This is a genomic window from Enterococcus sp. DIV0876 (genome assembly GCF_050529585.1).
Taxonomy (GTDB): domain Bacteria; phylum Bacillota; class Bacilli; order Lactobacillales; family Enterococcaceae; genus Enterococcus_D.
On sequence record NZ_CP172882.1, the window covers coordinates 2,707,422 to 2,729,800 of the forward strand.

Genomic DNA, 22,379 nt, shown 5'->3' on the forward strand with positions numbered 1-22,379 from the left:
AAGGTTAGGTGAAGAAATCTTCATTTTTATTGACTCGCAGGAAAACAAACTGCAAATACACTCCCTTTTGGTTGATTATCTGTAACAGAGATTTGGGCTTGATACTGATCAGCGATTTGCTTGACCAACGATAATCCGATACCAGATCCAGCGATATCACTCGAGCGCGAGTTCTCTACGCGGTAGAATCGATCAAAAATACGTTCTTTCTGGTCATCAGGAATGCCCATGCCTTGATCAGTGACTGTCAACCAAATGCCTGTGTTTTTTTGACAAAAACGGACATAGATCGTTGAGTCAGATGGCGCATATTTAGCTGCATTTTCCAGCAGATTTTGTGCGATTTGTTGGAAATCAATTTTTGATCCTTTCATCAGCAATGGTTCCTCGATCACATAATCGATCGTTTGCGGACTGACAACAGCTTGCTTTTCGCAGACTTCTCGTATGAGTTGTCCAACATCAAGTGTTTGCGCCATTGTATTGATTGGCTGTTTTTCCAGATCCAGCAATTGATTGCTGAGAACTTCCAATCGTTTAGACTCTTTATCTATAAAGGATAAAGAAGACGGAATCACTTCAGGATGCGCTGTCCCCCGACGCTGGATCAGTTTGACATGTCCGCGAATCGCCGCTAGCGGTGTCCGCAATTCATGAGAGGCATCCGCAATAAAGCGTTTTTCGCGGGCAATCGTTTCTCGTTGTTCTTTGAGCAATTGATTGAAGGAAACCGCCACCGCTTGGATTTCAACAGGTTCTCGCACTACCGTCAATTCTCCTGATCCACCAGATTCGATAGCAGCGATTTCTTGCGCCATCAAAGTCAGTTTACGACTCCATTTTCCGACGCGCCAATAGATCAATACACTACCGATCACAACTGCGGCAAGATTCAGCAAGCTGCTGATCAACAATAAGCCATAGGCCAACTCAACACTTGCTTCAGCATTCAAAGCGACGGTGACTTGATCCCCATTTATTTTCTCTGTTTTCGAAAAATAGACGCCTTCCTCGCTAAGAATAACACCTTCCAGCAAAGGAATGATTCTTCCTGCTGCCAACGCAGGGAAAACAGTGGACGCTTCTTCCGAGTCATATCTGTGGCCATCTGCTTGCTCAACCCGCAAGGCACTTTCTTCATCAGCCGATACATACGCGTCGATCAGTGAGGGCCAACCACTTACTGCGGCATGCCCTTTTTCAATGGCTTCAAAAACATGATCTGCTTGATCCTCGATCCGTTCATACAAAAAGCCAATCGACAGTAGGATAAAGACGAGATTGAAAAACAGCATGACTGCCCCCAACAACAAAGAGAATTGGCGTGTCAGCTGAAACTGGGCAGTGTTGCCGCGGATGGTCTTTTCCTTATTTCTCATCGGCTGTCCTCAAAACATACCCCACACCACGGACAGTTTCAATCATCGTTTCTGCAGTATGATCAGCCAATTTATTGCGTAATGTCCGAATATAGACATCCACTACATTGGTTTGCCCGTCATAATGATACCCCCAGATTTCATTCAATAAGTCATCACGGGTTTTAACGATGCCTGGCTCTTTCATCAATTCATACAAGATGCCAAACTCTTTAGGCGTCAACTCAATCCGTTCTTCATCGATCGTCACCAAATGTTTCGCCGCATCTAGTGCCAATCTGCCAACGGTTACTTGATTTTGCGTGTGTTGCTGCAATTGGGCCATTTTGGCTATGCGGCGTTCGATCACTCGGATTCGCGCAAACAGTTCTTCGATGTCAAAGGGTTTGGTCAAATAATCATCTAAGCCTACATCAAGCCCGGTGACGACATCCGCCGTTTGATTGCGTGCAGTCATCATGATGATCGGGACATCACTCGTTTTCCGTATTCGGCGCGCAACAGTCATGCCATCATAGATCGGCAACATCCAATCCAATAAAATCAAATCAACAGCAGATCGATCTTGCTGAAAAAGAGTCAGTGCAGCCTGTCCATCTTTGGCCCAGAGCGTTTGGTACCCCTCAAAGGTCAGCTCTTGTTGAATGAAACTGGCCAAGCTTTCTTCATCTTCAACGATCAGAATAGTGAAAGACATCTTGATCCCTCCTAAAGATATACTTGGTTCTATCTTAACGGATAATCCATCCAGCTGCTAATCAATTGGTGCAAAATTTGATGAAGATTTTTTCATGTTGTCATGATCAATAGAAGAAAAAGGCCGTTCCCGATGAAAAAGGAACGGTCTGTTTATCTATAAAAAAAATAACTCCATCCATTTCGATAGCCAATAGTCATTTTTCCATTTGATCATCTCTTATTAACACGCCTTCTGACAAACGAACGATTTGCGGACAAGTCCTTTGCAGAAACTCCTGATCATGACTGATGACCACCAAGAGGTCAACTTCTTGGGAGACTTGATGGATCAAGGTACTAACTGCTTCCATTTGTCGCAGATCCAATCCACTGGTCGGTTCATCAAAAAACAACAAACGTTTGCCAGATAACAAGGCGCTCCCAATCGCCACACGCTGTTTTTCTCCACCTGACAAGCTTTGCGGATGACGTTTCAAGAGCTTAGCCAATCCCAATAAAGAAACGACTCGCTCAAAATCCGCTTGCTTTTCAGCTCTGACCAGCAATTCTTTTTCGACCGTTTCAAAAAACAACTGTAAGTTGACATCTTGCATCACAAGAAAACTGTTTTGCAGCAATTGTTTTTGCGTCCATGGCTGTCCATTCATTTGAAAGGAGGTCTTCGGTGCTTTCTTCAAACCTGACAGCACTTGGACCATTGTCGATTTGCCAGCGCCGTTTGGTCCGGTGATGCCTATCACTTGTTTCATCGGCAAGACCAGCTCAGGGATTGCAACGGCCCATGGGCGTGTATGTCTCTTTTGGCTTTGTTTGACTTTCAATCCTTTGATCGTCAACACATGGCTCGACACGCCAAGAGTCGGATGATCATGATCCGCGATGGGCTCTTGCAACTGCCTTAAGCCTAGATCATGGATCTGCTGCGGACTGAATGCGGCCATTTCTTTTGCTGGATATACCCCTTTGATCTGCCCTTTTTCCAGCAAACAATAGTGATCCGCCAAAGCAGTCAGATAGGCCAAGCGATGTTCTGCGATCACCAACGTTTTTCCTTGACGCTTCAACACTGTCAGCGCATGGACCAACTTAGCCACAGCCACATCATCCAGATTGCTTGAAGGTTCATCTAGCAAAAACAAATCATGTGGCAGCATCGCAGCTGCAGCCAACGCCACCAACTGCTGTTCTCCTCCAGATAAGTCAAAGACACTTGCAGACAGTAAATGGGTGATGTCAAATTGGCAGGCGATTTCCTGGATGCGCTGACGAATCAATCGGGGCTCAATGCCGGCATTCTCCATCGAGAATGCCAATTCAGCGTAGACATCTGTAGTAAAAAATTGTGTTTTAGGATTCTGAAATACAACCCCGATTTTTTGCGCATAGGTGGAAAAATCAGCCACCGGCAATGAAATCTCATCGACTTGGATCTCACCGCTGACCGTTGCTGGGTATAGTTCTGGGATCAAGCCATTCAATACATTCAGCAGCGTCGATTTTCCACTTCCGCTAGCACCGCAGAGTACGATCACTTCTCCTGATTGGATCGTCAGAGAAAGATCTGTCAACACTTGTCGTTTCTCTCGTATCACTTGGACATGCGCCAATCGAATCATGCAAGCCACACCCTTCCTAGCAAAAATCCCCCCAGAACCAACAATACAAGCCCATCGCGCCACTGCAGCTTTTGATCATAGACAGTTGTGTGCCGCGTATCCGTTGCCAGCCCGCGAACCAAAGCAGTCGCTGATAATTCAGTTGTGGTCTTTTCCGCGGACATCAATAATGGAATCAAGAGGTACTCTAGTGATTGGACAGGGTGTACGAACAAAGATACCCCCGTCACCCCGATTCCCCGCAACCGCATTGCTTGTCGGATTCGTTTAAAATCTTGGATCAATGTCGGGAAAAACCGAAACAAAACAGCCAGTGGAACCAATAAGACATTTGGCAGATGAATTTTTTGCAAAGCCGCCATCCATTCACTATTGCGCGTACCACTGACCGCAAACACTGCCGCCATGATCGTTGGCAATAGGCGCCGATAGCCGACCGAGAAGAAATCAAGCAGCAGCAACCATACATGCTCGCCTTGGGCAAATAATTGCTGATCTGTCCAGGTCAAAAATAAGAACAGCAAGTATAAGGTAATACCTTTTTTCCAGAAACCACTCCACACAAACAGCAGGAAGAGGAATGTCACGAATAGACATTCCTCTTCCCAGCGAATGGGAATCATCATTGTTAAGCTAGCGAAAAGAATCACCGCTAATTTGGTACGGGGATCAAAAACTGATTTATTCACCACATGTCATCCTTTTTATCCTTGATCGGCAGATCGAAAATGTTTGTCGTATAAACGACTGCCTATAAATAAGCCGGCAACGGCAGCAACCAAGACTGCTGCTGCACATATCGCAAACATTGCTGTTGTTGTATGCACAAAGACACCATTGATATACGCATCATCTTTTCCACGCGCAATCAATGAGTCAATATAGGCATTTTTCATAAACCATAAAGGCAAAATCGGCCCCATTAATCCAAAACTAAAGACAATATAACTAGCCATGATCTTTACTTGTGTTTGCAATCTTGTTCGGTAAAGAATCAAATCTGCCCCCAACGCACAAATCATATTCGGCAAAAATGCCAATGGAAAATGGCCTGAAATCAAAAAAAAGAGCCCGACAACGGTACCCATAATGGTGATTGCGCCAAATTTTGGTACTTTGTGTAATAAAATAAGATAAATCACACCCGAAAATAATGCCGTTACTGCTGGAATAAATAAATTATGAAAACCAGGAATCACAAACCGTAAAATCAATAAACAGACACTCATCAATAGAAAGTAAATAGCCGTATAAATCCCGATTGCAATCAAATCTTGTACCTTTAACTTCTTCACTGTTGATACGCTCCTTCTTTCAAACAGAGATAAACATTTGAACCATCTCTGTTCGCTAACCAAACTCTTTGTTACAAAGCTTGAGTATAGCATAGAAAGGGACAAACCAAATGGAGATATGCTCATCATTCCCCTACAATTGTTGCATCCCCTTTGGTTACGCTTAAATCACTAAGTACCAATACAAGACATCAACACCTATCAACCACAAAAAAAACCTCACTCAAAAAGAGTGAGGACATTGATTATTTGCTTAAAGCGTCTTTTGCTTGGTCAGCCAGAAAATAGATTTAATAGGGTTTACTAGCATTTAAAACAAGCCGATAATATCAATCTTTAGAACATAGTCATTTACCAGAATCTAAGTCGGTTTATATTTATTCTGGGTCAAGTCTGGGTCAAAATTTTTCATCTAACGTGGAACCACCGTTCACTTTGTGGGCGGTTTTTTAGTACCACCTTGTAGCTAAAATCTTACTACTACGCATATTGGTATATTTTTGCTTTCTTGAATAATGAAGAGTTGCCAAACGATAACAATCCTGTTCAATATCTCTTTTTACACCAAGAACCACCTCGCCATTTCCTTTTCTCTCGGAAAATACCAAAGTAAGCTTCATTGGGTTGGGTTTTAAATTGTCAGTAGGATAGAATACGCGCCCTTCAGCATTATACAGAAATTGTCCCAAATAGCTATAGCAGCCAATTCTCTCTTTAATGTTATAAAATTTGAACTCCTGCGTTTTCCTAATTTGTTCATACTCCAATTGTTCTAATTTAATCATCTTGCATAATTCAGTAGCACTTTTTCCATGAATACAATAGTGCAATCCCAATAAATGTGGAAAGTTATTCTCTTCCATCTTGATTTTTATCATGGAAATCTTTTTATAGTTCGTTGTCATTTCTACTGATTTATTAGAAAAATTAGTATTGTAATCATTCAGTAATTCATTTAAGTTAGGCTGCAATTTACTTTCTCCTAAAATAAAAAGGAGTGCTAGAAGCACCCCTCTAATATGTACTTGGCAGCATGAGACAAGTCTCTCATGGGGACTTACGCAATGATATAAGGCCTCACGCAGGCAACACGACTGCCAACGGTCGTATCTCTACAAGTTTGTAGACTTAGCGCGCTGGACTAGACAGACAAGGTTTAATTGTCAGTTAGGAAGATAGCTAATCTTCATGATTAGAATAACATCATTATCAACCTTCGTCAATTGAAAGAAATCGAAAAAACACTGCTTTTGAAGCAATACGAAGTAATATAAGACATGAAAAACCACCCATTGGGTGGTATACTTACCAAAATTATCAGTCAAAAAAATGTTAAAAATAACAAAAAATTCAATCAAATTGCTAACTAGAGGCTATTATCAATTTTGATACTCGCCTTGATTAACAGACCGTTAACTTCTTCACGCTCTATTAATCCGGTAACGGAGATTACTGACAATAAAAGCTATAGTGGACTGTTTGCCCCATCGGGCTCACATATCGGATCTTAGTGGTCTCTCATTTCGAGTGGAAAGCACGAAAAAAATGGCTCAAATAATTTTTTGGTCCCTCTTTCAGTTGCGCTTACCAAGGACCTATTTTTACAACAAAAATAAGATCCAGCTAAACAATTTATTTCACTGAATCAGACTTAATTTTTCAGTTGAATTTGTCTCCACCAAAGCTAAATGTCAAAGAACAAAAAAACCTCACTCAAAAAGAGTGAGGACATTGATTATTTGCTTAAAGCGTCTTTTGCTTGGTCAGCCAATGCAGTAAATGCTGTTGCATCGTTTACAGCCAAGTCAGCTAACATTTTGCGGTTGATGTCGATTTCAGATAATTTCAAACCGTGCATCAATTTTGAGTAGCTTAAGCCATTCATACGAGCCGCTGCGTTGATACGCGCGATCCATAATTTACGGAAGTCGCGTTTCTTTTGACGACGATCGCGATATGCGTAACTGTATGATTTCATTACTTGTTCTTTTGCTGTTTTAAATAAAGTGTGTTTAGAACCGTAGTAACCTTTTGCTAATTTAAGCACTTTTTTACGACGTTTACGAGTTACTGTTCCACCTTTAACACGTGCCATGTATAATTCCTCCTAATTTGAAAATCACTCATTATTTGTATACGTAAAGACTGGTGACGCAATTATTTCATGCGTGCTAATTGTTGACGGATACGTTTGTAATCGCCAGCTGAAACCATTGAAGCTTTACGCAATTGACGACGTTGTTTTTTTGTTTTGCCGTGGAAACGGTGACTAGTAAATGCACGGAAGCGTTTCAATCCGCCGCCGCCAGTACGTTTGACGCGTTTTGCTAATCCGCGGTGTGTTTTTTGTTTTGGCATAACTAATTTCCTCCTCAAAATCTTTCGTTATCTGACTTTAAACTGAAACTCAGTGAGTCATTATTTATCGTTTTTTGGTGCTAATACTAAGAACATACTGCGGCCATCCATTTTGGGCTTTTGCTCAACGGTTGCCAAATCAGTCGTTTCTTCAGCTAAACGATCCAACACTTTCTGACCAATTTCTTTATGGGTAATGGCACGGCCTTTGAAACGGATAGAAGCTTTCACTTTATCGCCTTTTTCAAGGAATTTACGTGCATTACGCAATTTTGTGTTGAAATCATTCACATCGATCGTTGGACTTAAACGAACCTCTTTGATACTGATTACTTTTTGTTTCTTACGCGCTTCGCGGTCTTTCTTTTGTTGCTCGAAACGGTATTTTCCGTAATCCATAATTCTTGCTACTGGCGGTTTTGCATTTGGTGCCACCAATACCACGTCAAGGTTTGCTCGTTCTGCAATTTGCAATGCTTCAGCTTTACTCTTTACACCAAGTTGTTCGCCGTTTTGATCAATCAAACGCAATTCACGTGCACGAATGCCGTCGTTTACCATCATATCCTTTGCTATGGTCATTCACCTCCGAGTTTTTTGAGAGAAAGAAAAGCTTGTCGATTCGAAATCAGACAATAAAAAAACGAGTTCTTCACGAACCCGCACGTACTCCATACAAATAAATGATTGGAATCCTATTCTGCCCAGCAAGATATTCACTCAGGCGAGAAGCGGGTGCTTCTACTTTTATTTCTCAACTCTTATAGTATACAAGCTTTCAAAACACTTGTCAACGGTTATAATAAAAAAACCGAGGCACGTGGCCCCGGCTATCAATATTATTCAGCTTTCAATGCAGCCATCGTAATGTAGTTGTATGGTTGGTTGAAATGCGGCAAGAAGAAGATATCAAGTAATTTCATCTTGTCGATCGTTACGCCTTCTTCGATCGCTAATGAGAACATGTGGATACCCATCGCAATTTCAGATGTGCGTGACGCCATTTGCGCGCCTACGATGCGACGAGAGTCTTCTTCATAGACGATACGAATCTTGACAGTCGCATTTTCTTTCATAAAGCCCGGTTTTTGGGTATCTTCATAGTCAGAATACTTCACTTTCAAGCCGTTGCGTTCAGCAGCTTCTACAGATAAGCCTGTTGACACCATGTTATAACCGAAAATCGAAATCCCATTTGATCCTTGGACACCCGTTGATTCTAGAGAAGTACCACCAATGTTGTGGGCAGCTACGATCCCTGAGCGAACCGCATTGGTTGCCAAAGCAATATACGTTGTTTGTTGTAATGCATTGGAGTATACCGTCGCACAGTCACCTACTGCATAGACATCCGCATCACTCGTTTGTTGATGGCGGTCTACTAAGTAGGCACCATTAGCAAACAATTCTAAATGATCTTTGCCTAATTCGTTGTTTGGCAAGAAACCGATCGCGTTGATGACTAGATCTACTGGGTATTCGCCGTTGTCAGTCACAACTGCTTCTACTTTATCTGTTCCTTTGTATTCACGCGCCAATTCACCGAAATGCAATTCGATACCATTATCTGCTAAATTGACATCCATATCATCCGTAAACCATTTGTCATAGTAGTTTGGCAAAGCACGCGTCGCTGCATCAAACAATAAGACGTTTTTGCCACGGCGTTTTGCCGCTTCTGCAATTTCCACACCGATGTAACCAGCACCGATGACAGCCACGTTCTTCACTTCGTCTGAAGCCAATTCTTTATCCACTGTTTGACCATCTTGGAATTTCTTCAAGAAGTGGATATTTTTCAAGTCACGCCCAGGTACTTTAGGTGAGATTGGCACTGAACCAGTCGCAATGACCACTTTGTCATACGATTCAACCACTTCTTCACCTGATTGTGTCACAGCATGGACCTCTTTTTTCTCGAAATCGATGTGATCAACAACTGTGTCCATGTAGATTTTTGCACCCTTGGCTTCAAAGTCTTCACGTTTTGTATAAAATAATCCTTCATATGAGTCGATTTGACGTCCAACCCATAAAGCAGTCCCACAACCTAGGTAGCTTAAATTTGTATTCCGATCGATCATAACTACTTCTTGATCTTGATAATTGTCTAATAATGTATTTGCGGCTGCGATCCCTGCATGGTTCGCACCAATGATGACTGTTTTTGTCATGGAAAATTTCCTCCTTTTGTTTACATTGTCATTATAGCCAGATTGTGAAAAGAACAACTATCAACTTTTTTTCATTTTTCAAAAAAAATGACAGTTTTCGTAAGACTAGCGTCATGTGCTGCATGAAACTGACCGATACATCACCTGGATATTCCTAGTCAAACAAGAGATTGTGAATTTTAAAATAAAATCTAGTATCGATTTTCTCCCATTTAAAAGCATTTTCAACCACCATTGAATAAATTTCACAATCTTTAGCATCGAGATCATTCGAAATATTCCTGACAAGACTTTCCACATGATATACTAGAAAAAAGTTTGAAAGGATGATTCCATGGCCAAAAAAAATAGCCCGCTCCCTCCATTGCTGCCGACACTTATTACAGATGATTTTTATTTAGAAGAAGAAAAAATATTCGCTGGTGCTTTCTTTGAAGATGCTGATTGCAGTTATGATACATGCAAAAACTTCGTCTTAAAACAATGTCACCTCAAAAAAATCACCCTGCAAAAAACACGACTTGAACAATGGGAATGTCAACATGTCGTCTTTGAACAGTGTGATTTTTCGAACCTTGAATGTTATGGGGCCAGCTTTCATCGCGTGGTTTTTAAACAATGTAAATTGACCGGCACTAATTTTGCAGACAGTTATTTTCGCGATTGCACCTTTATCGATTGTACCGCCAATTTTTCCTCATTCAGCAACACCAATATACGCACTATGCTGATCGACAATTGTCAATGTAATGACAGCGAATTTACTGAAGTTGATTGGAAACACCTGACCCTCAAAGAGAATCAGCTGAACAACAGTAATTGGTTTCACACAAAGTTGGCCACATTAGATTTCAGAAGCAATCGCTTTGAGCGAATTTCCCTCTCAATGGAACAACTCAAAGGACTTGTAGTAGACCAAGAGCAAGGCTTGATCATTGCTGCTGGTCTTGGCTTAGTCATCGATTAACGAATGCGCCGCCAAAGGGCTACTAACATCCAAATCGAAAGTACCAAACTAATCAACAAAGCGATTCCCCAGCCAAATACGGAATTGGTGAATGGCAAAGGCACATTCATGCCAAAGAAACTGGTGACGATCGACGGTACGGTCAAGAGCAAGGACCAGACAGTCAAGAATTTCATGGTATCGTTCAAGTTGTTGTTCAACAAGTTATTATACGTGCCAGACAACTGTTCTAAAATCTGAAAGGCCAACTGGGTCATCTCTACCGCTTGTTTGGCTTCGATCAGCGCATCATCCAATTGCTCTTTTTCGTCATCATCCATGGAACGATATATCGATAATGCTTTGATTTGTTCCAACAAAACCGCATTTTGTTTGGTGGCTGACACCAAAAAGACAAGCCCCACTTCTAAATCGGACATCTGCAATAAATTTTTGTTCGTCGTTTTTTCCCGCAATCTTTGGTTGAGTCGAATGCGGTCACTATTGACTTCTTCAACTAAAGGAAAGAAGGTGCCTGAAATCAAAAAAAGACTTTGAAACAAAAAATGGATCGGTGTTTGCATGGGCGATTGCATGATCAGACGTTCCATCATTGGCATCACATACTGTGTGTGCTGTGAGGAAAAGGTAAATAATTGCTGTTTCTTCAAGATAAAGGTCATTGGGCTTGTTTCGAAATGGTTGTCGCGTTTGTCTTGCTGCGGCACATTGTACACGACCAATAATGCGGCTTCCTCCGCATCGTATTCGACCCGAGCCCGTTCATTTTTGTCTAAGGAATATGTCAGCATCTCATCTGAGAGATGATATTCTTTTTGCAATGCAGTGATACTTGCAGCATCTTGCTGATCCACTTGGATCCACTCATAGTTGCCATCATTGAATAAGTGCTTCTTTTCCAAAGTGTTCCCTCCAGTCTTTTTTTCTATTATAAAAGAAAAAAAGCCCAAAGCCCACTTAAACGCGGTCTTTGGGTAAATCGGTCATCTAACGTACGTCTTTTAGCGCTTCTTCAATCATCGTCAAAACAGCTTGCGCCGCATTGGGATCTTCGACAAAATTGAACAGATCGCCATCGATTTGAATCTTTGGACTTTCATTATAGTCCTCATACCATTGATCATACCGTTTATTTAATTCTTTATAATAATCATATAAAGTCGGATCAAAGGTCAATTGCTCATATTCCCGACCTCGTTTTTGGATCCGTTCTAACATAGTTTCAAAAGATACCCGAATGTGTACCAATAAATCAGGATGTTTTTTGTAGGCAGCATACGGCAGTTCTTCTAACATATTTGCCAATAACTCATCGTACACTTTGACCTCAGTATCTGTCGCCCGTCCTAAATCGGCATTCAAATGAAACAAAAGTGAATCTTCATAAATCGACCGATCCAACACATTATTATCGTCTGTCATTGCTTTCTTGATACTGTCAAATCGTTTATTCAAAAAATAAATTTGTAATAAAAACGCATATTTATTTGGATCTGCATAAAATAATGGCAACACTTCATTGTCATCGATCGATTCATAAAAGGCTTCACTGCCTAAATGATTGGCAATCAACGCTGTCAAACTTGATTTACCGGCACCAATTGTACCTGCTAATACGATCACGCTCATATCCCCCAACTCACTTACACTAAATATTGTATGTTTACTTTGCGTTATCAACTATACAACACTATATCTTGTGTCGTCAACTGAAATTGTCAAAGCATAAATAAAGATTTTTTTCAATAAAAGTTTAAAGATTTTTGCTTTTTTTTCAAATCTCTATCGGAATGCTTAACGAATCAGCGATCTTCTAGTAGAATAGGAAAGGATCTTTCATTCAATTATTTTCTTGTCAGTCGTTTTTTACGTTCATGACATATAAAAAAGATACAGGTGGGCAAGGCTCCCTAAAGAAATGAGGAAAAATATGTCAATCGGTAGTGGCATAGCTACGGGTAAAATCATCTTGATGGGGGAACATGCCGTCGTGTATGGTGAACCCGCAATTGCTTTCCCCTTTGCGGGTGCAAAAGTGCAAGTCGAAATGATAGGAAGTACAGCGAACACATTGATTTCCAGTTACTTTCACGGTTTTTTGGCCGACGTGCCCATTCATATGAAAAATGTCAGAGAACTCTTGCTGCGCTTGCAACAAGACTTTCAGACCGGGCCTGTTCAAACCACGATCGTCAGCACCATCCCTTCTGAACGCGGGATGGGTTCTAGTGCAGCAGTGGCTGTTGCATTGACCCGGGCTTTTTTTGATTGGATCGGTCACCCTTATCAAAAAGAAGAATTGATGCAGTATGTTGATTTTTCTGAAAAAATCGCCCACGGCAATCCTAGTGGTATCGATGCTGCTGCAACGAGCGGTCATGATGCCATCTATTTTGTCAAAGGACAACCCATTACCTCTTTTCCCTTGACCATTGATGGCTACTTACTGGTCGCAGATACTGGAATCAAAGGACAAACCCGTGAAGCGGTCAAAAGTGTCGCCCATCTTTTTGATACGGATCGCACTTTAGCTAGTCAAGCAATCCAACAAATCGGTCAAGAAACACAATTAGCAAAACAGGCAATCATTGGCAATCAGCTGGCCGCCTTAGGACAAGCAATGAATCACGCCCATCAGGCGTTGCAATCATTGGGGGTCAGCAACACAAGTTTAGATCATTTGGTGACAACAGCCAGACAGCATGGCGCGTTTGGCGCTAAATTGACCGGCGGCGGCCGCGGCGGCTGCTTGATCGTCTTAACTGATACCAAAGAAAAGGCTGAAGCAATCAGCCATATTTTATTGTCCGAAGGCGCCCGTGCGACTTGGATTCAAGGATTAGGAGTTTATGAACATGTATAAAGGGAAAGCACGTGCTTACACAAATATTGCGTTGATCAAATACTGGGGCAAACGGGATGAAGCATTGATTTTACCAATGAACAATAGCCTTTCACTAACATTGGATGCATTTTATACGGAAACGACTGCCACATTTGCAGAAGAATTTACAGAAGACCGTTTTTTCTTAGATGGTGTGCAACAATCCAAAGCAGCTACCAAAAAAATCAGTGCTTTCTTAGATTTGATTCGCACTGAGGCAAACTGCTCTTTTTCTGCATTGATCAATAGCCAGAACTTCGTGCCAACTGCTGCTGGATTAGCCTCTTCAGCGAGTGGTTTGGCTGCTTTGGCCGGTGCTTGCAACGAGGCATTGGGTCTGCATCTTTCATCAGAGGAACTCTCACGACTGGCACGTAAAGGGTCTGGTTCTGCTTGCCGCAGTATTTATGGTGGATTCGCAGAATGGCAGCAAGGAACAGATGCCACATCTTACGCCGTTCAAGTACCTTCTGACCATTGGGAAAATGACTTGAGCATGATTTTTATCTTGATCAATGATCAAGCAAAAGAAGTCTCCAGCCGTGATGGCATGCGCCGAACAGTGGAAACTTCCAGTTTTTATGCGGGGTGGTTAACAGCTGCTGCCAAAGACTTGGTAACAATCAAACAAGCTATCACTGACAAAGATTTTACAGCATTGGGTAAAGTAACGGAGGCCAACGCATTGAAGATGCATGCGACGACATTAGCAGCCCAACCGCCTTTCACCTACTGGTCGCCAGAATCCCTGCGGGCCATGGACTGTGTCCGCCAAATTCGTCAGCAAGGACTGCCTTGTTACTTTACGATGGACGCTGGACCAAATGTCAAAGTGCTTTGTCAAAAACGTGATGAACAAGCAATTTTACAAGCGCTGCAAGCAAACTTTGCCAAAGAACAACTGATCTTGGCCCATGTTGGATCAGGACTAACTGCATTACCTGTAAACAATCCCGCACCAAAAACCATCAAGGAGTGTCGACATGTTTGAACTATCTGTCCCAGGAAAATTATTTATTGCTGGTGAATATGCGGTCGTCGAACCGGGTCATCCTGCAATTATCGTAGCTGTTGATCAATTTATCAATATCACGATCGAGCAAGCCAAAAAAAACGGCAGTATTCAGTCTGCACAATACAGTGATTTACCCGTTCGCTGGACAAGGCGTAAAGGCGAACTTGTTTTGGATCATCGCGACAATCCTTTTCATTATATTTTGGCGGCCATTCGCCTGACAGAAAAATACGCCCGCGAAAAAGACATCACTTTGTCATTTTATGACTTAAAAGTGACCAGTGAATTAGACAATTCGAATGGGCGTAAATATGGCTTAGGTTCGAGTGGTGCCGTGACGGTGGCGACAGTTAAAGCGTTGAACTTGTTTTATCAGCTGCATATGGACCGTCTGACTCAATTCAAAATAGCGGCTTTGGCCCATCTAGCTGTACAAGGAAATGGCTCTTGCGGCGATATTGCTGCTTCTTGCTACGGCGGTTGGTTGGCGTTTTCGACCTTTGACCACGATTGGGTTTTAACCCAGCAAAAGCAACGATCACTCACCGACCTGTTGGCTTTGGACTGGCCAGGTCTGTCGATTCGCCCCCTGACTGTGCCTAAATCTTTGCGCTTGCTGATTGGCTGGACAGGCTCTCCTGCTTCTACTTCTGACTTAGTGGACCAAGTCTACCAATCAAAAGAAGCCAAAGAAACGGCTTATAGTGATTTTCTCAACGCCAGTAAGTCTTGCGTCAATCGGTTGATCGATGGCTTCTTGAATGAAGATAGCCGAACCATCAAAAAAATGATCACTGAAAACCGCAAATTATTGGTTGGGTTGTCTGCATTGACAGGCGTATCGATCGAGACCCCCGCGCTGAAGAAATTATGCGACTTAGCAGAAACCTATCGCGGTGCAGCCAAGTCTTCTGGCGCAGGCGGCGGTGACTGCGGCATCGTCATCGTTGATCAAAAAACAGGCATCTTGCCCTTGATGAGCGCATGGGAAAAAGCGGACATCATTCCATTGCCATTACACGTCTACCATTATCGGGAGGATCAATAATGAATCGAAAAGATGAACACGTGTCATTAGCCAAAGCGTTTCATAAAGAACATAGCAATGACTTTGATTTCGTCCAACTGGTCCATCATTCATTTCCAGGGGTTGACGTCGATCAAGTATCGATTGCCACCACTTTATTTGATCGCCGCTTTACGAGTCCTTTTTTTATCAACGCCATGACTGGCGGCAGTCAAAAAACCAAAGAAATCAATCGTGATTTAGCAGATATTGCCCGAACTTGCGACTTGATGATGGCAACAGGCTCTGTCTCAGCTGCCTTAAAAGATCCATCTGTTTCGGAGTCTTTCACGATTGTCCGCGAAACTCATCCAAAAGGTTTTTTACTGGCGAATATCGGTGCTGGAAGTCCTGTTGAGAATGCCAAACGTGCGATCGATCTCTTCCAAGCAGACGCATTGCAGATCCACCTCAATGCACCACAGGAATTGGTGATGCCTGAAGGGGATCGTCATTTTCGCCAATGGCTGACGTTATTAGAAAAAACTGTTGCGCAAGTCAACGTCCCAGTGATCGTGAAAGAAGTCGGTTTTGGGATGTCTCGCGAAACCATCCAACAACTGTTAGATATTGGTATTGAAACGATCGATGTTGCTGGCAGCGGTGGTACAAGTTTTACACAAATCGAAAATGCCCGTCGTAAAAAACGTGAAATGGCCTATTTGGATCATTTTGGTCAATCAACAGTGATCTCATTATTGGAATCAAATGAAGTCAAACAATCTTTTACTCGGATCGCTTCCGGGGGTATTCGAGATGCATTTGATATTTTCAAAGCACTATGTCTCGGGGCACAGAGTGTTGGCTTATCCGGTACGATCCTAAACTTATTATTGACAAGAGGCAAAGAAGAAACAATCGCCACTGTTCAATCATGGCAAGCACAATTGCGCTTGCTGTATACAATGGTCGGCCAAACCCAAACCAGTGATTTAACGAGCGTACCTTTGGTATTCAGCGGTCCTGTAAAAGACTGGTGCGAAGCAAGGCGTATTCCGTTAACCACGTATAGTTTTCGGTAATACCAATCAAGGAAGAACGTATCGATCAAGGAAAACGATACGTTCTTTTTTTTGTTGCTTTTTTATCTGCCAATCAAGACAGCGGCTTGATAATCACTTTCATTATCAAGTAGTGTTTTTTTTTTACACACTCAATGATTGATGTGCTATGCTGAGGTTGAAATAGGTGTTTGTCACGTGATGCAATCATTGAATGCATTTTTGCATCCCCATCTCACTTGTCTAAAAAGGAGGAGATCAAATGGTACGATCAACAATTTCAGCCATGATATCTACCATAGCCTGTCTTATTTTCATGGTTGCAGGGGTCACTTTATCAAAGCTTGCACTGCCCTTTAGTGAAGTGGCCTATGGTCTGGCGATCTTGGCTGGTGGCTGGAAACAAACTTGGGAAGGCATCGAGGAATTATGGACAGAAAAATCACTGAATGTTGATTTATTGATGGCCTTAGCAGCCTTGGGCGCTTGTACGATCGGCCATTGGTTTGAAGGGGCTATGTTGACTTTCATTTTTTGTTTAAGTGGTGCCTTAGAAGAATATACGACCAATAAAAGTACCCGCGAAATCAGTGCATTGATGGCTTTAAAACCAACCACTGCACAACGCTTACAGTCAGATGGTCAACTAGAAGAAGTAGCCGTTGAACAATTGTCCCTGCAAGATACGATTATGGTTGCAAAAGGCAGTGCCATACCTATCGACGGGCAAGTCATCCATGGCACAAGCGCTGTAGATGAAGCCGCGCTCAGTGGTGAGTCTTTGCCAGTAGAAAAACAACTTGGCGATGCAGTCTATGGCGGCACGATCAATTTAGGTCAACCTTTATTGGTCAAAGTCACCCATACCAGCGAACAGACCCGTTTTGCAAAAATCATTCAACTAGTCGAAGAAGCGCAACAACTGCCTAGTCAAACGGCCACCTTGATTGAAAAAATCGAAAAGGTTTATGTCCCGATCGTCATGATCGCGGTCCCATTGATGATTGTTCTATGTACGTTGTATACTGATTGGGGCTTTCAAGAAAGCTTTTATCGCGGTATGGTCTTGCTGGTAGTTGCCTCCCCTTGTGCACTGGTGGCTTCTGCTACACCTGCAACCCTAGCTGCAATCTCTCATGCAGCCCGCATTGGGGTACTTTGCAAAGGCGGACAAGCATTGGATACTTTTGCACACCTAAATGCCATCGCTTTTGACAAAACTGGAACATTGACCAATGGCAAACCCGTTGTAACAGATGCCGATTTTTTTGTAGACATCCCCGATTTACCTCGTTTGATCGTGGGAATGGAATCACAATCCTCACACCCATTGGCAGAAGCAATCCAAGCTTTTTATCGCGACACAGAGCCGATTTCCCTCCAAGTCACTGAACAAGCAGGCATCGGGTTGACAACGGATTACCAAGGCTGCCGATGGCAAATTGGGAAAGAAGCAGGTTCTGCTCATTTTTGCGAAACCCAAACCAAACAGCTGAATCAACTGAAATCTCAAGGCAAAACGTTGATCTATATCAATCGAGATCATCAACTTGTAGGCTATTTGGCATTATTGGATCAACCGCGGCTAGATGCCCAAGTTTGTATCAGTTACTTTCGTGAGTTAGGGATTCAAACAACGATGCTGACAGGTGATCATCAAGGAACTGCCCAACGTGTGGCGTCAGAAATTGGCATAGATGACTATCTCAGTGATTGTTTGCCTGATGAAAAAACCACGGCTATCAAAGAATTGAAGCATCGTTATCAGGTCAATGCCATGGTTGGCGATGGGATCAACGATGCCCCTGCACTTGCTACGGCTAGCCTTGGTATCGCAATGGGAGAAGGGACCGATGTAGCGATGGATGTGGCAGATATCGTTTTGATGAAAAACGACCTCTTACGCTTGATCGACAGTCACCGTTTGGCCCGCAAATTACAGCGAATCATTAAGCAAAATATCATTTTTTCTATCAGTGTGATCTTGCTCTTGATTGCCTCGAACTTCTTAAGTTTCTTGACACTTCCTCTCGGGGTCGTCGGTCATGAAGGCAGTACGATTTTGGTGATTCTCAATGGGTTACGGATGTTGATTCCCCTAAGGAAAGAACAACACAGGCCAACCACTCATTGTGACGATTGTGTCTTATATCAAAAAATGCAGCACATCTGACCATGTGCTGCATTTTTGTTTATTGACTTAGCTTGCTCCCTTCTTGTTCAGCAAACAATTTGCCATCATACATTTTGAAGAAAGGATAGTAACAGACAATCGATACACCCAAGTTGATCAATGCAATCAAGACCGCTCGGAAGTCGCCGCCGGTACCTAAGAAAGCACCGATACCTAAAGGCGAAATCCATGGGATCCCTGTGATGATTTTACTTACAAAGCCAACGGATGAAGCAAAGTAAGCGATGGATACATTGATTAAAGGCGTGATAATAAATGGAATGATCAAATAAGGATTATATACGATTGGTGCCCCAAAAATCACTGGCTCATTGATGTTGAATAACCCAGGAAGAATAGCTGCTTTGCCTAACAGTTTTAACTGTTGCGATTTCGCTGCAAACAACATTAACAAAACTAACCCTAGCGTACTACCCGCACCCCCGATAAAAATATACATGTTGACGAAATCACCTGCAAAAATATTATGGGCACCCTCAATATTCTCTGTCAAAGCAACCAATAAAATGGGATTGATAAAGCTGTTTTTGATCACTGCTGTGCCATGAACACCGACCGCCCAAAGCAAATGAATCAACAGCATGATCACAATAATGCCTAACCAAGAACCCGTCAAATCTTTTACGAATTCAAAGGGTTTTGATAACAATCCATGCAGATCCGTGTGAAAAACAGCTAGAACACCATTTATGATTATCATGATAAATGCAATCAAAACAGCTGGAATCAGCGAAGCAAAAGCTTTGCTGACGCCATCTGGAACCCCTTCTGGCATTTGGATCGTGATTTTGTGCTTCACACATAACCGATAGACTTGGGTAGCCAAAACTGCGGTAATAATGCCGATAAAGATGCCGACACCACTAAAGCGCGTGATCCATCCTCCGACCGCGATTCCGTTATAAACGATTGCTGTATCACTTTCAGATTGAAGCAGTTGTGCTGCTCCGTCAGTGATATCTACTTGAATGATCGTCAGCAAGAACGCGTACAGACCAAGAATCGCCCCTACAAAACTGCTGACACCGAGTTCATCTTCTTTGCGATAGATCTCAGTCAAATAATATCCCGTTGCCAAACAATAAAAGACCGCAATCGATCCAATCGACATCGTTGTTGCTACAGTATATAAAGGAGAAAATTTCAAAATCGTCCCTTCAAAAAAAGATGCTAATGGCGGAATGATTTGTGGCAAGTTATTAATGATCAAAAAGATTGAGCCCACGATCGTAAACGGTACGGTAATAATACCAGCTTGCATGATGGCACGGATAAAACGTAGATTCGCCACCTTATTCAAAGGCGGCATCAACCGTGTTTCCAAAAAGGTAAAGACACTATTCATTTTTTACTCCTCCAGCCTAAAGGTCACCCTTCTTTAATTAATTTTTGATACCAATAAAAACTATCCTTCTTATAGCGTTTTAGCGCCTTTTCATCATCATCTGTCCGATCGACATAGATAAAGCCATAACGCTTCTTGATTCCTTCATGGACACTAATCAAATCGATCGCTGACCAAGGACTGTATCCTATCAATTCCACACCAGCATTGATGGCGGCCAGACACTGCGCTGTATGCTGAGCCAAATAATCGATACGATGGTCATCATGAATTTTTTCATCATCGGTCAAGTGATCTTCTGCGCCTAAGCCATTCTCGGTAATGATGATAGGCAAATGATACCGATCATACAAGGTTTGTAACGTTGTTTTTAGCCCTAGTGGATCAATTGTCCAATTGAAGGCATTCTTTTTCAAATACGTATTGGTGAAACCTTTATAGAAACCACGCTCCATGATGTCCTCACTTTGTTGATCACTGATTCCGTTTTTCATATCACCAGTAGTGGTTGGTTGTTCAACAGTCACTGTCGTATAAAAATTCATGGCCACAAAATCCGGCAAGGCTTCTTTCATCAACGCCTCATCCTCAGGATCAAAGACAATGTCAATCTTATTTTGCTGAAGATAATCTTTGAATACAGCATTATAACGACCAAAACAAGCAAAATCAAGATAGGCCCAATTGCGGACACTATTAAAGTACAACGCCGCTTGGTTGTCTTCTGGTTTGCTTGTCGCTGGATAAACCAAAGAAATATTTGGCACTGGACCAATTTTCCCATCTGGAACCAGCGCATGGCACCGGTCAAACGCATATTTTTCAGCCATCATCAAGTGATGGAATTGCTGATATTTTTTCTTCAAAGGAATCTCTTTTCCTAAAATCTTACGGTCTACCAGCAGCATAATATTGGGCTCATTGATTGTTAACCAATGGGTGACACGATCGCCATATGCAGTAAATAACATTTCGGCATATTCTTTGAATGCAGTCACCGTTGCCCGGTTCGACCATCCGCCATCATCTTCTAATGCTTGTGGCAAATCAAAGTGACTCAAGGTAATATAAGGTTGGATACCGTACTTGAGCAGCTCATCGATCACATTACTATAATGGTCGAGGCCTTTTTGATTGATTTCACCACGGCCATTAGGAAAGATTCGTGTCCACGCAATCGAAAAACGAAAAATCTTGATACCCAATTCAGCAAGCAAAGCGATATCTTCTTTGTAACGATGATAGTGGTCAACAGCAACTGTAAAATCAGCAATCTGATGATTATCTCGAGGACGCGTATCTTGCACACTTAGTCCTTTTCCGTCTGTTGCATAAGCACCTTCTGTTTGATGGGCGGAAATCGACGCCCCCCATAAAAAATCTTTTGGAAATCTTTCTATCATATCTTTCTCCTATCTAAATGTAGTAAAGCGCTTTCTGATACCTAGATTAATCTTTCCCAATTCAAAAAACAACCTTTCTCATCCAACCGTTCATGAAAGCTTTTTTATGAACGGTTACTTAGGCTTAGATGATTCAATACGTGAATCCGCACACCTTCTTGTGCAAACTGCTGTTGCGTAACAAAGGAGATTTCTCCTGAGATCCCTAAATGATCGACTGAAAAAGTGCGATCTATCATGAAGCCCGGCACGTGTCCCATATTTTTTCCATCTGTATAAATAATTTTTTTACCTTTCGTATGATGGAGCATTGTCCTATAAACAAATGACTCTCCCAATGTACGACTAGTGATTTCATGTTCATTTATACCAATAACTTCCATAAAACATAGATCCGCTTCGAATCTTGAAAATGTCCATGTCGCAATATCACCGACTAAAGCGTTTGATTGCACTTCTAATTCACCACCACATAGATAAATGATGGCAGGTTTCCCATCTTGCTTCATAGACAATGCTTGATAATCATTCGTGATGATTGTGATATCCATTTGTGCTAATGCAGCAATCAAAGCTGTTGAATGACTGCTGGCACCTACAAAAATCGTTTGCTTGCTCTCCACGAACGTCTGGCAAAATCGAATTAAATCTGGCGTTGTCACTGATGGCGTCAATCCTTGGTGATTTCGATGATGCGTTGTCTTTTTAATACGGACACCACCATAAAAACGTTCGATCAACCGCTTTTTTTCTAAAAACAATAAATCTCTACGAATCGTCACTAGCGAAACATGAAAAAAAGCCGCTAGCTCGCTAACGGTTGCTTGTTCCCTTTGAGCTATAAACTGTATCACTGCTTCACGTCGACGATACACACTACCTTGACTTGTTTTCATCTTATATTCCTTTCATAGTGAATATTTTGAATTATCTCTTATTTTACAGTGTAACGCAAAGAATAAATCTGCACAGATAAAACAAAT

The 22,379-nt window shown here is 42.1% G+C and carries 21 protein-coding genes and 1 other annotated feature; of the genes, 6 read left to right on the top strand and 15 right to left on the bottom strand.

What is annotated here, in order from left to right:
- Positions 1 to 26 precede the first annotated feature (26 nt).
- The 10 genes from IGI41_RS12825 to nox all read right to left on the bottom strand — a co-directional run bounded on the left by IGI41_RS12825 (position 27) and on the right by nox (position 9,521).
- Positions 27 to 1,379 carry a sensor histidine kinase gene (locus IGI41_RS12825; protein WP_430610160.1) on the bottom strand — a complete coding sequence of 451 codons (1,353 nt, stop codon included), beginning with the start codon at positions 1,377 to 1,379 and terminating at the stop codon, positions 27 to 29.
- Positions 1,369 to 2,076, bottom strand: coding sequence for a response regulator (locus IGI41_RS12830; protein ID WP_430610161.1), 708 nt, complete (start codon positions 2,074 to 2,076; stop codon positions 1,369 to 1,371). The genes IGI41_RS12825 and IGI41_RS12830 overlap by 11 nt, the downstream gene beginning before the upstream one ends.
- Before the next feature lie 196 nt (positions 2,077 to 2,272).
- A complete protein-coding gene (locus tag IGI41_RS12835; RefSeq protein ID WP_430610162.1) occupies positions 2,273 to 3,694 on the bottom strand; it encodes an ATP-binding cassette domain-containing protein in 1,422 nt (473 codons plus the stop codon).
- Complete coding sequence (locus IGI41_RS12840) at positions 3,691 to 4,383, bottom strand: energy-coupling factor transporter transmembrane component T (protein WP_430610163.1); 693 nt, start codon at positions 4,381 to 4,383, stop codon at positions 3,691 to 3,693. The genes IGI41_RS12835 and IGI41_RS12840 overlap by 4 nt, the downstream gene beginning before the upstream one ends.
- A 15-nt stretch (positions 4,384 to 4,398) precedes the next feature.
- On the bottom strand, positions 4,399 to 4,989 hold the full coding sequence (locus IGI41_RS12845; RefSeq protein WP_430610165.1) for an MptD family putative ECF transporter S component: 591 nt from the start codon (positions 4,987 to 4,989) through the stop codon (positions 4,399 to 4,401).
- Between the two features lie 449 nt (positions 4,990 to 5,438).
- On the bottom strand, positions 5,439 to 5,960 hold the full coding sequence (locus IGI41_RS12850; RefSeq protein ID WP_430610166.1) for a PBECR4 domain-containing protein: 522 nt from the start codon (positions 5,958 to 5,960) through the stop codon (positions 5,439 to 5,441).
- 764 nt (positions 5,961 to 6,724) lie between these two features.
- Positions 6,725 to 7,084 (bottom strand): 50S ribosomal protein L20, encoded by a 360-nt coding sequence (rplT, locus tag IGI41_RS12855; protein WP_430610167.1) that lies wholly within the window; start codon positions 7,082 to 7,084, stop codon positions 6,725 to 6,727.
- A gap of 62 nt (positions 7,085 to 7,146) precedes the next feature.
- Complete coding sequence (gene rpmI, locus IGI41_RS12860; RefSeq protein WP_003128650.1) at positions 7,147 to 7,347, bottom strand: 50S ribosomal protein L35; 201 nt, start codon at positions 7,345 to 7,347, stop codon at positions 7,147 to 7,149.
- Positions 7,348 to 7,407: 60 nt separating this feature from the next.
- Positions 7,408 to 7,929, bottom strand: coding sequence for a translation initiation factor IF-3 (gene infC, locus IGI41_RS12865; RefSeq protein ID WP_054115106.1), 522 nt, complete (start codon positions 7,927 to 7,929; stop codon positions 7,408 to 7,410).
- Positions 7,930 to 7,976: 47 nt separating this feature from the next.
- Positions 7,977 to 8,100, bottom strand: a sequence feature (ribosomal protein L20 leader region).
- 86 nt (positions 8,101 to 8,186) lie between these two features.
- Positions 8,187 to 9,521, bottom strand: coding sequence for a H2O-forming NADH oxidase (nox, locus tag IGI41_RS12870; protein ID WP_430610168.1), 1,335 nt, complete (start codon positions 9,519 to 9,521; stop codon positions 8,187 to 8,189).
- Between the two features lie 334 nt (positions 9,522 to 9,855).
- Between nox and IGI41_RS12875 the strand changes: the two genes are divergently transcribed.
- The gene (locus tag IGI41_RS12875) at positions 9,856 to 10,488 is read left to right on the top strand and encodes a pentapeptide repeat-containing protein (RefSeq protein ID WP_430610169.1); all 633 of its coding nucleotides are present in this window, start codon (positions 9,856 to 9,858) and stop codon (positions 10,486 to 10,488) included.
- Here IGI41_RS12875 and IGI41_RS12880 read toward each other — a convergent pair.
- Together IGI41_RS12880 and IGI41_RS12885 are read right to left on the bottom strand one after the other, a co-directional pair.
- Complete coding sequence (locus IGI41_RS12880) at positions 10,485 to 11,390, bottom strand: magnesium transporter CorA family protein (protein WP_430610170.1); 906 nt, start codon at positions 11,388 to 11,390, stop codon at positions 10,485 to 10,487. The two genes, IGI41_RS12875 and IGI41_RS12880, sit on opposite strands and share 4 nt — an antisense overlap.
- A gap of 85 nt (positions 11,391 to 11,475) precedes the next feature.
- Positions 11,476 to 12,117 (bottom strand): deoxynucleoside kinase, encoded by a 642-nt coding sequence (locus IGI41_RS12885; protein WP_430610171.1) that lies wholly within the window; start codon positions 12,115 to 12,117, stop codon positions 11,476 to 11,478.
- Between the two features lie 301 nt (positions 12,118 to 12,418).
- Between IGI41_RS12885 and mvk the strand changes: the two genes are divergently transcribed.
- The 5 genes from mvk (at position 12,419) to IGI41_RS12910 (ending at position 18,627) form a co-directional block, all read left to right on the top strand.
- The gene (gene mvk, locus IGI41_RS12890; protein WP_430610172.1) at positions 12,419 to 13,351 is read left to right on the top strand and encodes a mevalonate kinase; all 933 of its coding nucleotides are present in this window, start codon (positions 12,419 to 12,421) and stop codon (positions 13,349 to 13,351) included.
- Positions 13,344 to 14,363, top strand: a complete 1,020-nt coding sequence (mvaD, locus tag IGI41_RS12895) for a diphosphomevalonate decarboxylase (RefSeq protein ID WP_430610173.1) — start codon at positions 13,344 to 13,346, stop codon at positions 14,361 to 14,363. The genes mvk and mvaD overlap by 8 nt, the downstream gene beginning before the upstream one ends.
- Entirely contained in the window at positions 14,356 to 15,435 is a 1,080-nt protein-coding gene (locus tag IGI41_RS12900) for a phosphomevalonate kinase (protein WP_430610174.1), read from the top strand. The genes mvaD and IGI41_RS12900 overlap by 8 nt, the downstream gene beginning before the upstream one ends.
- Positions 15,435 to 16,475, top strand: coding sequence for a type 2 isopentenyl-diphosphate Delta-isomerase (gene fni, locus IGI41_RS12905; protein WP_430610175.1), 1,041 nt, complete (start codon positions 15,435 to 15,437; stop codon positions 16,473 to 16,475). Before IGI41_RS12900 ends, fni begins: the two co-directional genes overlap by 1 nt.
- Positions 16,476 to 16,716: 241 nt before the next feature.
- Complete coding sequence (locus IGI41_RS12910) at positions 16,717 to 18,627, top strand: heavy metal translocating P-type ATPase (RefSeq protein WP_430610176.1); 1,911 nt, start codon at positions 16,717 to 16,719, stop codon at positions 18,625 to 18,627.
- 19 nt (positions 18,628 to 18,646) lie between these two features.
- On the opposite strand, the gene celB is transcribed toward IGI41_RS12910, so the two are convergent.
- The 3 genes from celB to IGI41_RS12925 form a co-directional block, all read right to left on the bottom strand.
- Positions 18,647 to 19,993, bottom strand: coding sequence for a PTS cellobiose transporter subunit IIC (celB, locus tag IGI41_RS12915; protein ID WP_430610177.1), 1,347 nt, complete (start codon positions 19,991 to 19,993; stop codon positions 18,647 to 18,649).
- A gap of 23 nt (positions 19,994 to 20,016) precedes the next feature.
- Entirely contained in the window at positions 20,017 to 21,396 is a 1,380-nt protein-coding gene (locus tag IGI41_RS12920; RefSeq protein ID WP_430610178.1) for a glycoside hydrolase family 1 protein, read from the bottom strand.
- 104 nt (positions 21,397 to 21,500) lie between these two features.
- Positions 21,501 to 22,292 (bottom strand): DeoR family transcriptional regulator, encoded by a 792-nt coding sequence (locus IGI41_RS12925; protein WP_430610179.1) that lies wholly within the window; start codon positions 22,290 to 22,292, stop codon positions 21,501 to 21,503.
- Between the last annotated feature and the right edge of the window lie 87 nt (positions 22,293 to 22,379).

Coding starts and splice junctions, on each gene's coding strand:
- IGI41_RS12825 (WP_430610160.1), bottom strand. CDS start 1,379: ATGAGAAATAAGGAAAAGACCATCCGCGGCAACACTGCCCAGTTTCAG.
- IGI41_RS12830 (WP_430610161.1), bottom strand. CDS start 2,076: ATGTCTTTCACTATTCTGATCGTTGAAGATGAAGAAAGCTTGGCCAGT.
- IGI41_RS12835 (WP_430610162.1), bottom strand. CDS start 3,694: ATGATTCGATTGGCGCATGTCCAAGTGATACGAGAGAAACGACAAGTG.
- rplT (WP_430610167.1), bottom strand. CDS start 7,084: ATGGCACGTGTTAAAGGTGGAACAGTAACTCGTAAACGTCGTAAAAAA.
- rpmI (WP_003128650.1), bottom strand. CDS start 7,347: ATGCCAAAACAAAAAACACACCGCGGATTAGCAAAACGCGTCAAACGT.
- infC (WP_054115106.1), bottom strand. CDS start 7,929: ATGACCATAGCAAAGGATATGATGGTAAACGACGGCATTCGTGCACGT.
- nox (WP_430610168.1), bottom strand. CDS start 9,521: ATGACAAAAACAGTCATCATTGGTGCGAACCATGCAGGGATCGCAGCC.
- IGI41_RS12875 (WP_430610169.1), top strand. CDS start 9,856: ATGGCCAAAAAAAATAGCCCGCTCCCTCCATTGCTGCCGACACTTATT.
- IGI41_RS12885 (WP_430610171.1), bottom strand. CDS start 12,117: ATGAGCGTGATCGTATTAGCAGGTACAATTGGTGCCGGTAAATCAAGT.
- mvk (WP_430610172.1), top strand. CDS start 12,419: ATGTCAATCGGTAGTGGCATAGCTACGGGTAAAATCATCTTGATGGGG.
- mvaD (WP_430610173.1), top strand. CDS start 13,344: ATGTATAAAGGGAAAGCACGTGCTTACACAAATATTGCGTTGATCAAA.
- IGI41_RS12900 (WP_430610174.1), top strand. CDS start 14,356: ATGTTTGAACTATCTGTCCCAGGAAAATTATTTATTGCTGGTGAATAT.
- fni (WP_430610175.1), top strand. CDS start 15,435: ATGAATCGAAAAGATGAACACGTGTCATTAGCCAAAGCGTTTCATAAA.
- IGI41_RS12910 (WP_430610176.1), top strand. CDS start 16,717: ATGGTACGATCAACAATTTCAGCCATGATATCTACCATAGCCTGTCTT.
- celB (WP_430610177.1), bottom strand. CDS start 19,993: ATGAATAGTGTCTTTACCTTTTTGGAAACACGGTTGATGCCGCCTTTG.
- IGI41_RS12920 (WP_430610178.1), bottom strand. CDS start 21,396: ATGATAGAAAGATTTCCAAAAGATTTTTTATGGGGGGCGTCGATTTCC.
- IGI41_RS12925 (WP_430610179.1), bottom strand. CDS start 22,292: ATGAAAACAAGTCAAGGTAGTGTGTATCGTCGACGTGAAGCAGTGATA.